Origin of the sequence: Vibrio ruber DSM 16370 (genome assembly GCF_900163965.1) — a bacterium.
Taxonomy (GTDB): Bacteria; Pseudomonadota; Gammaproteobacteria; order Enterobacterales; family Vibrionaceae; genus Vibrio; species Vibrio ruber.
The window spans coordinates 71,830-86,169 of the sequence record NZ_FULE01000046.1 but is presented as its reverse complement, the minus strand read 5'-3'; the positions used below and the strand labels follow the sequence as shown (position 1 = coordinate 86,169).

Here is a 14,340-nt window from a genome sequence, read left to right as displayed (position 1 = left end):
GGCTCATACTTCCTCTTGGGGCTGATAGAATCCCCCCAGCATTTGTTCGAGTTCCTGTTCTGAAATCTGCGTAATTGAATCAATGTCCGATAAAGAAGCCGGAGTATCTGAGTATGATTCGGGAACTGAAATCGCTTCCTCTGATTCCACCGGAAATAACTCTGACAGAAGATAATGGCTGAGCTGTTCAATCGTTGGATAAGTAAACAACAGGGTTGACGCTAATCTCAGCCCTGTACCGGTACCGATGACATTGCGTAGCTCTACGGCCATCAAAGAATCCATTCCCAGTTCCTGTAAAGGACGATCGCTCGTTACAGAATCATGTTGATCCAACTGCAAAATCGTTTTAACCACACCTTCGAGATAACGGGACATCTGAGCAAAGTGTGATTGCTGCGCGCTTTGAGTAAGCTGCTCACGGATATTGTGTTTTGGAGCCGAGTGCTCCTGCATCATCGGAACAGTACTGTTATCAGTCACATCAAAAGCTTCCAGGAAATCTGACCATCTTCCTTTACTTTTTAATTCCTGACGAAGCACATCCCAATGGGCAGGCATGACTCCAACCTGATGAGCTACCTGAGGCAAACATAAGAATTCAAATGCACGCAGTCCTTGTTGTGGAGTAATGACACCCAGTCCTTTCATTTGAATACGTTCAAGGAGTGAATGTGACGCGGCTGACCCCACATCAGACCAAGCTCCCCAGTTTATACTTAATCCCGGGAGCCCAAGCGAGTGACGATAGCCTGCCAGTGCATCAAGAAAACTGTTCGCAGCGGCATGATTACTCTGTCCGGCATTACCAATCAATGCAGTTGCTGATGAGAACAGCGTAAACATATCGAGATCCATATGCTGTGTGAAATGATGTAGAAGCCAGGCTCCATCCACTTTTGGTGACAATACCTTAGAAAATTGTGCCCAACTCTGCTTGGATAACACACCATCTTGCAAAACGCCGGCTGCATGTATGACACCGGCAAGCGGTGGCATTACGTGATCAATTTGCTGAAAGAGTGTTGCCATTTCATCATACGATGTCACATCAACTTGATAAATTTGAACGTCAGCCCCGCTGTCGCGAAGTGCACGAATTGTTGATAAAGCAGAATCGTCAGGAGCTGAGCGGCCAATTAAAGCAATATGCCGGACACCACATTCAACCAACCACTGAGCAATCAAGAGACCGAGCCCTTTTAAACCGCCGGTGATCAGATAGCTCCGCTCCACAGAGAGAAAAGCTTGCCCGGATTTACGTTCCTGTATGGCAGACGACATCTGCATATCCAACACAATTTTTCCAGTATGTCTCGCTTGCTGCATAAAACGAAAAGCCTGTACAGCTTTGTCTGCCGGAAAGATCTTTGAAGGTAGTGGCTGATAATCGCCTTGCTCTAACCCTTCAGATAACATCTGAGCCAAAGGAGCAAATATTTGTGGCTGTGAGCCAGTAGTCGCCATCAAATCAATCAGGCTGAAATGTGCATCCGGACGTATTTGATGAATCTGCTCTTCTCCCCACAGTTCACGATCCCGTTTACCGATTTCAACAAACACACCTTCATGAGCCAGAATGTTCAAGCTTTTAGGGATGAAATCACCGGTCAGGCTATTAAGAACAACGTCCACACCGAGACCTTGTGTTTCTTGCATAATTTGCTCGGCGAAATCCAGAGTCCGGGAGTTCATCACATGCCGAACACCTAGTGATTCCAACACTGGCCATTTTTCCGGGCTCGCTGTGGCAAACACTTCACCACCACAGGCCTGAACAACCTGAATTGCAGCCATTCCTACCCCACCGGCAGCAGCATGGATCAAAACCCGTTGACCCGGTTGAATTTGTGCGACATGGCGTAACGCGTAAATGGCCGTTAAAAAAGCAACCGGAACTGTTGCCGCAGCTTCAAAGGTCATCGCAGTGGGGATCGGCATCACTAGATGGGCATTTGTATAAACAAAACGCCCGAAAGCTCCCGGAGCCATAGCCATCACCTTATCGCCAACCTGAATGCCTTCAACATTTTCTCCGACTGAAACGACGACACCGGCGCACTCTCCTCCTAATCCTCCGGGCCGGGGATCCGGATACAGACCCAATGCATCTAAAACATCCATAAAGTTCAGTCCGGAAGCCTTCACCTCAATTTCAACTTCTCCGGCAGTTGGTTTTCTTCGGTGAGAGACAGCGTACTGCATTGTAGACAAATTACCGGGCTCAGAAATCCTTAACTGGCAGTTGTCCCCGTCAGCAACTAATTTCTTCTCATGATAGTAATGCGCCATCCGAGCGACATAACGATTTCCGTCTCTCAATGCAACCTGCTCATCACCACAATCATTGAGCAACTCATCAATCAGGTACAGAAGATTAGAATGATGATCACCCTGAGGATCTAAATCAATCCGGCGACAATGAAGTTCAGGATGTTCCATGGCAATAACTTTCGCCATACCCCATAAGCTTGACTGTGCAACATTCGGACAATCGAAACCAGCAACAGGCTGTGCTCCTTGAGTCGCAAACGTCAGAGAAGCAGGCAGTTGGACTGATGTTATTGCCTGAGTCAGGTACAACAGACTCCGACAGTTTTGCTGACTGACGGCAGCAAGAGGATGGTTTTCAGCAAGATCCTGAGAAATACCAGATTCCCATGCATATAGAATCTGTGTCTGCGTGCCCTGTTCATGGTTGATGTCCTGCAACAGACGGATGTAATCTGTTGCTTCATCTTCCCGAATCATGTAGTTGTACGCATCGATTTTGCAATATGCATCGCCTCGGACAACTACCGTACAATTCAGTCCGTAATGATTCATCACTTCATGACAACTCGGGGCGCAATAGTCTTCGGCTAAAAACAGGTAGTGATCACTATATTCACTGACAGCTGGGGATTGAGCCAAGATAACTGCCTGTGACGTTTTAGCTTTTGGCTGAACAAGAGTAAACGATTCCAGAGATACCGCTTCTGACAGCAATTGCCACTGAGAGGAAGACATTAACGGATAATCAGGACGAAGTGCATCATCCTGAAAACTCCACCACCCGGTTGTCATACCAAATGTCAGATCTAACCACCGCTGCCGAATCGTACCTTCCAGAATCAGGCAAACACCACCGGGAGCCAGAAGTGATTTCACATGGGTCATCGTTCGGGTCATGTTCTGTGTTGCATGCAGAACGTTAGCTGCAATAATGATGTCGTAATCACCAAGCTGAAAACCCTGACTTTGTGGAAAAGATTCGATATCCAGAACCTGATATTTCACAAAATCATAATCACTAAAACGAACTTTCGCCTTTGCAGTAAATGATGGAGATATATCAGTAAATGTATATTCACAGGCAACATCAGCCAACATTCCCAATAGTGAAGAAGTCGTTCCACCTGTTCCACCACCGATTTCCAGAATACGAAGCCCCCGGTATGCCGGCCGACTTTTAATCAACGACTGCAAACATAATTGCATCTGCCGGTTCATCAACTGTGCTTCCGGCATATTTTCATAAACCGCGGTCGTATCTGACAGATCCCCCCCCGGGAACAACAATTGGATAGGATCGGTTCGATCCGTAATGACATCAGCCAGTTTCTCTCCGCAACGTTTTAACAAACGTAGTGCACTGACTGTTTCCGGAAAGTGTGCCAATAGCATATCTGTCGTATCTGCAATGTCACTTTCGAGATCCAACGGCTCGAAAGTCTGGCAAACCCGCCACTTTTCCCCATCTAATTCAAGTAGTTCTGCTTCAGATAGAATTTCAAGCATCCGATTCAACAGACGGATATGATTCGGATGAACAGCAAAATCAGTAGCAAGTTGCCCCGTAGAAAAGACATCGCCAACTTTCCATGACCACCCGAGTACTTCAAATGCCTGTTTGACATAGACAAGACTTAGCTGGTCAAAAACTTGACTGATGAGTCCCAAATCATGACTCGACTCACTCAATATGCATCGTTGAAAATCGACATCCTTTAACGCTACAGATAATCCAATTTGGCCTTGCTGTGTATACAGGTGTTTCTGCTGCCAAAAAATCGAATACAGCCAGTCATCCGAAAAATCACCGGAGGCAGATATTTCCGACTGTTCTTGCAAATGCAGTGTCTCAACCCAGTGTAACTGGAGACTTTCAAGATAACCTACCTGCCGTTTTTCCGCGTCATAAAAGACTAAATCAGCAACTTTAATCTCTCTGTTGTCGGTTACCTGCTCAACGACACACCAGACACTGTCTCCCACCGGCTGATGCATATAAAACCGCCCAATTTTGACCGGAATGTATAGGCCATCAAGCATGTTCTGCTGTTTCATCAGCGCACCGACAGTCTGAAAGCATCCATCTAGAAGTGTTGGGTGAAATATCCATGCACTTGTATCTATCGCATCAGCAACCTCCAGCCAGGCAGCTGCACTCCCTGTACGACTAAAATAAAGTGATGACACACTTTGAAATGCCGGGCCATAAAATACGCCAGAGTCCTGAACATGGTACAACGTCTTTCCATCAACCACGGATGCATTCTCAATCCATTCAGGGAATTCGGATGACTCTACCGATGGTTCAGTTACTTGGAAGAAACCGCTCGCATGTTCTGTCCAAGCGCATTCCGATGCGTCCTGTTGACGACTGTATATACTAAATCGCGTCCTTTTCTGCTCTGGCTGAAGCACAGTTTGCAAATGCAGAGGGTCTGCATCCTGTGCAGAAAAGCTTAGCATTGCTCGGATGTTCATATCTTCCAGAACGAACACTTTGTCCGGAAATTGCGCTTTCGCAACAGCAAATCCTGTCTCTAGAAATGCAGCCCCTGGAATGACAACCTGATCATAAACACGGTGGTCATCCCAGAATGCATCTTTCATGCGAGACAACTCCAGAGCAAAAATAGGCACAGGAGACTGAAGCAGTTTGCCCGATAGCGGATGAGCTCCGGAATGAGTCGCGACAGAAGAATATGTGTATTCTTTGTGGGGGCGCTCTGACTGAGTAAAACTATCAAACCAAAAACGTTGACGTTGAAATGCATAAGTCGGTAACGAGCAAAACTGCAATGCAAAATTCTGATAAAAATTTTGCCACAGCACGCTTGCACCATCGGTATAGAGTTGCCCCAAAGTTGCCATCATTGACTCGGTATCAGGTATCTCTGGCTGAATGCTCGCCAACACATAGAGCTGTTGCTGTTTAAAACACTGCTGCACCATCTTTAGTAATACTGGCTTAGGTCCGACTTCCAGATAACGAATCTCACCACGTAACTGAGTCTGAAGATTGGTGATGCTCTCCATAAAACGAACCGGGGCAGTCACATGCTCAACCCAGTATTCGGGTGACATCAATCGCTCATCTGCCAAATGTCCCGTGACATTAGAAATAATCTTGATCGTTGGTCGGTGGTAAGTCACACGTTCGGCAACGATCCGGAATTCATCCAGCATTGGTTGCATTAGAGGGGAGTGAAAAGCATGCGATACTTCCAATGAATAAGCCGAGATATCTTGTTGCTTTAATATATCAAGCACTTGCTGCATCGCATCTTCGCTGCCGGACAGCACTGTCTGAGTCGGAGTATTACAGGCAGCAATCGACAATGATTCGGCAAAAGGATGGATAATGTCCACCAGATCAGACGCCGGAGCCATCACTGCAACCATAGCACCTTCACCCGGGAGTTCGGACATCAGTTTTCCACGCATTGCAATAAGCAATAATGCATCATTCAAACTAAATACACCGGCAATACAAGCCGCAGCATATTCACCAACACTATGCCCGACAACTGCCGATGGCTGGATTCCCCACGACTGCCACAATTTAGTCAATGCATATTCAAGTACAAATAATGCTGGCTGTGTGTATTGCGTCTGATGGATACGTGCTGACTGAGATTCATCCCATAGCATCGGCAAAATTGAACATCCCAGAATTGGCTGTAGAATTGCATCACACTGGTCAACGACTTGACGAAAATATGGAATGGTGTCATACAGTTCTTTCCCCATTCCAATATATTGAGAGCCCTGTCCGGTGAATAGCAATACAATATCCTTGTTCCCGGAAAATGGAGCAGTTTTCTGCGCCAGAGACGCTTTCTGAAAATCCTGTAACTGACGATACAGACTGTCATGAGTATGACCATGTAGTGCCAGTCGGTGTCGGAAATGTGTCCGTCCGACATTCGCAGAATAGCAAATATGCTCTAGTGGATATTCCCGGCCAGAATTTGAGGGTTTTAAAAAGTCAATATAACGCTGAACTAAATCACTCAGTGCCTGACCACTTTTTGCGGACAGCGTCAGAATCTGTTCTCTTGGCGGCTTTTCCTTCACACTCAGGGGAGATTCATAATCCGGAGCACTTGAAATCACCATATGAACATTAGTACCACTAAAACCGAAAGCACTGACACCCGCACATGGCAGGTTTGTACCGGATTCAGGCCAGGCCATTTCTTCTCGTACCACCTGAACCGATGTATCTTCCCAATCAATATGCGTATTGGGGCGATGGAAATGCAAGTGAGCTGGTATCCGGCGATTTTTCAGCGCCAGAACAACTTTGATCAGACTCGCCATCCCAGCACAGACTTCCAAATGACCGATATTACTCTTGACCGAACCTATCCATAACGGACGATTTCGGACTTCAGGCTGATGAAAAACCGAGGTCAGCGCTCCAACCTCAATGGGATCACCTAGTGGTGTTCCGGTCCCATGCGCTTCAATATAATCAATATCATCCGGAGTCATACCGGCATTTTTCAAAGCCTGACGAATGACTTCCTCCTGAGCATGGACATTCGGCACAGTCAGACCAGAACTTGTACCGTCATGATTCACTGCCGATCCTTTAATTACAGCAAGAATCTCATTCCCATCAGCAATAGCTTTTGACAGCCTTTTTAATATAATGACTGCGCAACCTTCGCCTCGGACATAACCATTAGCGCTGTCATCAAATGGTTTACACCGACTATCTTCAGAGAGCATCCCCGAACGTGCAAACATAATACTGGTCTGTGGCGATACAATCAGATTAGCCGCTCCGACAATCGCCTGTTTGCACTCATCTCGGCGTAAACTTTCACATGCCATGTGAACTGCAACCAGTGAGGAAGAACAGGCTGTATCAACAACACTACTCGGTCCTTTTAAACCTAAAATATAAGAAATCCGCCCCGCGGCAACACTTGGTGCCGAGCCTGTTCCCATATAACCGTTCACTCGTTCAGGGGCAATACGATTTTGTTCATTAATATATTCAGCACCGCTGTAACCGATAAAGACACCCGTATTTGACCCCATGAGCCGTTCCGGTGACAGATTCCCCCGTTCCAAAGCTGACCAGGTCGTCTCAAGTAGTAATCGCTGACGCGGATCCATATCGATCGCTTCACGGGGGCTAATCCCAAAAAATGCGGCATCAAATTGCTCTATCTGTTCGATAAATCCCCCCTGACGAATCATGGAAACATCCTGAGACAATGATTCTAATATTTCTGCCGACCAACGCCCTTCGGGAATATCGTCAATAGCATCTTCTCCGCTAAGCAACATTTGCCAGTAAGCATCGGGATCATTGACCGAACCGGGAAAACAGCAATCCACAGCAACAATTGCGATCGGTTCATTTTGCGCTGTCGTCAACGATTTTAATTTACCTTCCATTTTTTCAAGCGCAGTCAGAGCCTTGAGTAACCGCTGACGATCATTCTGACTATTATCTCTCATTACATCATTCCATTTTGTTCTTGTTCTAGATTGAGTCGCTATTCGTTAAACCATCGACAAAAGTCAACTTATCATTGAGCCATTCATCCAATTGATCTTCTGCAAAATTTCCTAACTTATCTGCTATCTCCAATTCTGCAGATGCAGATTCGGTAACGAGGGCTGGTGATGTTTCAGAAACATGTTCATCCTCCACCGTCTCCGGATGAGGTAACAACATTTCTGACAGATGCTGTGCGATCGCCCGGGGAGTTGGATAGTCGAAAATCAACGTACTACCTAAGCGACAGGAAAAACGTTTTTGTAATTGATTTTTAAGTTCGACAGCCATTAATGAATCAACACCGGTATCGGTCAGACGAGCGTCCGCATCCATTGTCTGATGATGGGCAAAGCCAAGAGTTTTCTTGATTTCATGAAGTACTGACTCCAACATCAGTACAGGCTGATCACTGAAGTGAGCATCTCGAATTTCTGCCAGCAGATCATGCTCAGCTTCACAGCGCTCCTGATAGCGTTCATAGAAATGGCGATAAAATGTGTGTTTCATCCGTTCAGATACAGAAGACAGCCATGTCGGCCAATCTATCTGTGCCACACAAAGCCGAGCCGGAAGTGATGGTGACTGCAGAATTAATTGCAACATCTGTAAACCATCAGTGGATGACAAGGGGGTTAATCCGGCCCTTACAAGCCTCTGCTGCTCCTGAGACGAAAGTCTGGCTCCCATCCCCATATCTTGCCATAGAGGCCAGTTGATACTGTATCCGGCAATGCCCAGTTGTCTTTGATAATGTGCCAGTCCATCAAGAAATGCGTTAGCGGCTGCATAGTTCGATTGACCTTTTGCTCCCACAACCGATGCCAGAGAAGAATAACTGATAAAAAAATCCAGAGTGATATCGGCATGTCGGCACCATTGATGTAATAACCATGCACCAACTGCTTTAGGCCTTATGACTTCCTCAATCGTATTACGTGTCTGTTGCTCTATCACACCATCATGTAATACACCTGCAGTGTGAATGACTCCTTTTATTAATGGCATCGTATCCCGAATACTGTTCAATGCAGAGGCAAGTTCTGTTTCTTCAGCAATATCAACTTGCCATGAAGAAACATTCACACCTCGGGAGCACCAACTTTCAAGAACCTGACAAACCATCTCACTAGGTGCAGAACGCCCAAGAAGAGCTAAATGTTTAGCTCCCATGTCAACAAGCAGAGCTGCACTGGCAAGTCCAAGATCACCTAAACCACCTGTGATTATATATGTAGCCAGGGGATCAATCGATTCAGGTCTGCTCTCCATTTCTCTGGGTGGCATACACAGAGCAACTTTACCAATATTTTTACCCTGAGATAAAAGCCGGAATGCCTGTTTAACCGATTCCACAGGGAAAGACTGAACCGGGAGTGGTTGATACAAATTCTGCTGGTAGCCATCAACCATTTCCGATAACAGTTGAGTCTGCAGCCCCGGTGTGACTGCCATTGACTGTCCTAAATCAAAAGAAAAATACTGAGCGTCGGGCCGATACTGATAAGCCTGCGCCTCACTCCACACACCTATCTTACCAATATCGACAAATCGGCCTTTCGATGCCAGCACATCAAATGAATTCTGAATAAAATCCCCATTGAGGCAGTTCAAAACAACATCTACACCTTGCCCGTCCGTTAGTGTCAGAATCTGCTGACGGAACTCATGGCTGCGAGAATCCATCACATGACAGATACCCTGACTTTCTAAGTGAGCCCATTTCGGCTGACTTGCTGTTGCAAAGACCTCCGCACCTCGTGACAAAGCAATCTGTACCGCAGCCTGACCAACCCCACCGGCAGCCGCATGAATTAAAATACGTTCTCCCGGCTGCAGACAAACCAGATGATTCAGTGCATAACATGCGGTCATAAAAACAGTTGGCAACACTGACGCCTGAACAAAATCCAGTGTCTTCGGCATAGGGACAACACAGTCCTGATTAACCGTGACTGTGCTGGCAAAAGTTCCGGCGGCAAATACAATAACAGACGTCCCTACCCGAATCTGATCAACACCTTCACCAACAGCGGTTACAACCCCAGCACACTCATATCCGAGAGGTAGTTGCTCTGCCGACTGAATGCCAAGCTCTACCGCATGTTCTTCAAGCATCCCCAACGTATATAAAACATCTTTAAAATTGAGGCCACTGGCCCTAACCTGAACCTGAACTTCTCCCTGCCGGGGTTCTCTTTTCTGAATAGTTACCGGATGCAGATTGTCAAACACACCATATTCTGACAACTGAATTTTGAAATCCTGAGTCTTGGTTTTAACATCATGCACAAAGGGTTGAAAACGACTGACAAATCGCTGTTTCCCACGATAAGCAACCTGTATTTCAGCATCGTTGGCAGTTATCTCAGAAACGATGGGCAGGAAATCATTGTCTTCTGATGGCATAACCCTGTCTAAATCAAGATGCAAACATGCCAATTCAGGATGCTCAGCATCGATAGCCTGAATCAAACCATTCAATGTGCTTTGTCTGACCGAATATGTGTGATGATCATTCGGTACAGCACAGGCACCATGTGTAACCAACATGAGCTGTGGCGGTTTATCCTGCAATCGTCGGGACAGAACTTCCACCAGAGACAATATCTGTGTCGGCATTTCGCTCAAAGATTCAATCAACCCATCATCCACTACCTCAGACGAATATACCGTGACAGGAAATTCACTCAGAACAATCACACCATGACAGAAAGGAACCTGAAGAGAAGTAAGCATTGACTCCACTCCGGTCGCATCGCAGACAGCACAGTCACATCCCTGCATCCGCAGCAATCTGGCAACCTGTTCGGCAGGTTGAGATTCATTACCGACAATGATCCAAGACTGGCCCGCAACAGAGCGAGTTTCACCCACGTCTGCCTGTTGCCACTGCACTTGGTAAAGCAACTGTTCTGCTTGCTGCCAGGTCATGCTTCGTTTCGACGAACCGGAAACCTGCCGAAGCACCAGTCCTTTGAATTGAGCGACCCACTGACCTTCAGCATTCACAAGGTCTAAATCGGCATAAAGCGATGTTCCGTCAGTCTGAACAGGTGACTGAATGCAGACGTGACACCACAACTCTCGCTCACTGGAGTGGTAAAATGAAACTTGCTCAATGCCTGTCGGTAAGTAGATGGCGTCCTGATGCTGTAACAACCCACCTAAAGACTGAAAACAGGCATCAAGCAACACCGGATGAAAATCCAGATCATTTTCCAGCAGTTCCGGAAGTTTTATATGGCTAAGTGCTGACTGATCACCAACCCAAAGTTCATCGATTGCCTGAAATGCAGGGCCATATTCCACCCCCTGACGGGCCGCACGCTGATAAAAATGATCAGAGAAAATCCTCTGTTGGCAGGATTGCTGCCAACGGTGCAACTGTGCGAGACCATCATTCCGAACCGTATCATGTACTGATGTTATCTGGCATTCTACATGTTGTAACCATTGCGACTGAGCTCCGGAATCATCGGTGCTGAACAGACGACCGATATAGACATCATCTTGCTTTTTCAGGGATGTCTGAACAGAGATAGTGCCTGTTTTCGGAAGCACTAGCGGCTGTTCTATTTTGAAGTTGATGATGGTGTCTTCAGCCCCCCCCGGCAATTGCTTCATCGCCGCCGATATCATTGCCAAATATCCTGCAGCAGGAAAAATAATCTGATCATGGACATTATGGTCAGCCAGATACCCCAACGATGCAGATGAAAGTGTTTTCTCATAACACCATTCATCATAAAGGGTTGCTATCGAAACCGGAGAACCTAGCAAAGAAATCTCTGAATGAGCAACAGGGTTACGCAATGCTGTCTTTCCGGATGCAGATTCAGAATACCAATGCCGCTGACGTTCAAACGGATAAACCGGTAACAACATTTTCTCCCAACGAGAACCCTGATAATACGAAGCCCAGGAAATATGGCTTCCGCACCGGTATATGTGGACTAAAGATTCAGCCAGATGTTCAGGTTCTTGGCGGCCTGGCTGAAGACTACCCAGCCATAAGACTGATTCATCCTCAATACATTGCTTTCCTAATGAAACCAAGGTCGGACGCGGACCGATTTCCAGAAATATATTGCCTCCGGATTGCTCTGCCACCCGGACACTTTGAAGAAAATTCACCGGAGCCTGAATATGCCGAACCCAATAATCCGCAGTGCTAATATCATTCTGGGCTATTTGGCCAGAAACATTAGATATCAAAGTCCGCTTGGGGATCCCGTAATGAATACTTGCAGCCACTACTGCAAATTCTGCCAGCATTGGCTGCATTAATGGAGAATGGAAAGCATGGGAAACATCTAACTGAGAATATCTGATTTGTTGCTTATCCAGTTGTTCAATGATCGATTGTAACGCAGTTTGATCCCCTGAAATGACCGTTTGCTTCGGTCCATTGTATGCAGCGACAGATACTTGACCGGCGAATGGCACAAGTAATGTCTCCACAATATTTGCATCAGCCATCACTGCATACATTTCGCCTTTTGCTGATAACTGCTGCATCAGACGTCCCCGAGCTGCGATCAGTTTTAATCCATCTTCAAAACTGAACACACCGGCGTGACAAGCTGCTGCATATTCACCAACACTGTGGCCCATCATGGCTATCGGTTCGAGACCCCATGCAAACCATAATCGACCAAGTACATATTCCAAAGCAAAAAGAGCAGGTTGCGTATACTGAGTCTGACTCAATTTGGATGAAAACTCTCCCCAGAGCAAACTAAATAAGGAAACACCCACCTGTTCTATAAATAAATCTTCAATTTCATCCAGATACTGTTTGAATTGTTTATTTCTCCGGTACAGTGTCTGCCCCATTCCGACATATTGAGAACCCTGTCCGGTAAATAAGAACACAATATTGCTTTCGGTAGTAGTTACCTTCTCACTATCAGAATGAACCATTTCCTGTAACTGAGACTGCAACTCAACTTTTGAAGTCGCAGTAATCCCCTGACGGTATTTGAAATGTTTCTTTCCAATATTCGCGCTATAACACAGAGATGATAGTTGATCTTCCTGAGTATGACTCAGACATGCAGACAATTGTGATGCAACATCCCTAAGCCCTTCTTTCGTTTTGGCAGACCATGTCAAAACATAAGGTGACATTGGCTCCTGATTTGACTCAGTTGCAGGCACTGGTGCTTCTTCAAGAATCACATGAGCATTTGTTCCGGTGAAACCGAAAGAGCTGATCCCGGCCATTCGGCTTTTCTGCACAGCCTCCCATTCACTCAACCGGACAGGAATACGAATATTCAATTTATCCCAGGGAATGTGGGGGGAAGGATGATCCAAATGCAAATGAGGTGGTAATTGCCGATGTTGCATTGCTAGTATCGTCTTGATTAATCCGGCAATCCCCGAAGCAGACTCAGTATGACCGATGTTCGTTTTTACAGAACCCACCCATAGCGGAGCCGTGCGATCCTGATTAAAAACAGCTTCCAATGCCCGGATCTCAATTGGGTCTCCTAATGATGTGCCTGTTCCATGGGCCTCAACATAGTCGATCATCTTCGGAGAACACCCCGCCTGTTTCAAAGCATTCCGGATGACTTGCTCCTGTGCGTAGGCACTGGGTACTGTCAGCCCGCCGCTGGTCCCGTTCTGATTCACCGCACTGCCTTTGATAAGGGCAAGAATCGTATCTCCATCACTCTGTGCTTGTGACAATCGTTTCAAGACAACCATGCCACAGCCTTCACTTCTGACATAACCATTTGCCGAGGCATCAAATGCTTTACAGCGACCATCTTTTGAAAGCATTTTGGCTTTAGAAGTCACAACATTCATATGTGGATCGAGCAGTAAACAAACTCCCCCAGCCAAAGCCACATGGCTTTCACCAGCGTGCAGGCTCTGGCAGGCTAAATGCACCGCAGTCAATGAAGATGCACATGCAGTATCGACTGCAACAGCAGGACCGTTCAGATTCAACAAATAAGATATCCGACTTGCCGTTGAACTCAGAGATGTACCAACCCCCATGTAAGCATTGGCTTCTCCACCGTGAATCTTGACATAATCGGAACCACTAACACCGATGAACACACCCGTTGAAGTTTGTACTAACTGATCAGGACTAATACAAGCGCGCTCTAATGCTTCCCAGCCGACTTCCAACATTAGACGCTGCTGAGGGTCCATATTTGCAGCCTCACGAGGTGTGATTCCGAAAAAATCCGCATCGAATTGATCGATGTCAGCTAAAAAACCGCCATGGCGACAATACATTTTCCCGGATGCTTCGGGATCTGCATGGTAATATTGTTCAATATCCCATCGGCTTGCTGGAATCTCTTCAATAGCATCAATCCCATGACACAGTAGTTGCCAGTATGATTCCGGACTGTTGACACCCCCGGGAAATCGGCAACTCATACCTACAACGGCAATCGGCTCACTTGTCTGCTTTTTCAGTGAAGCGATCTCCTTGCGCATTTTTTCCATTTCAAGAAAAGCACGCTTAATTGGAGATAATTGCTGGGAACTTTGCTCTTCTAAGGCTGTATTAGTCATTTTTC

2 protein-coding genes are annotated in these 14,340 nt (G+C 46.4%); both read right to left on the bottom strand.

Translation table 11 applies throughout. The features are described from left to right. Positions 1-3 precede the first annotated feature (3 nt). Positions 4-7,749 (bottom strand): type I polyketide synthase, encoded by a 7,746-nt coding sequence (locus tag VR7878_RS16200; protein ID WP_077337084.1) that lies wholly within the window; start codon positions 7,747-7,749, stop codon positions 4-6. 25 nt (positions 7,750-7,774) lie between these two features. Then, complete coding sequence (locus VR7878_RS16195) at positions 7,775-14,335, bottom strand: type I polyketide synthase (protein WP_159440486.1); 6,561 nt, start codon at positions 14,333-14,335, stop codon at positions 7,775-7,777. Positions 14,336-14,340 lie beyond the last annotated feature (5 nt).

Excerpts from the sequence above, each read along its gene's own strand:
- VR7878_RS16200 (WP_077337084.1), bottom strand. The coding sequence starts at position 7,749 with ATGAGAGATAATAGTCAGAATGATCGTCAGCGGTTACTCAAGGCTCTG.
- VR7878_RS16195 (WP_159440486.1), bottom strand. The coding sequence starts at position 14,335 with ATGACTAATACAGCCTTAGAAGAGCAAAGTTCCCAGCAATTATCTCCA.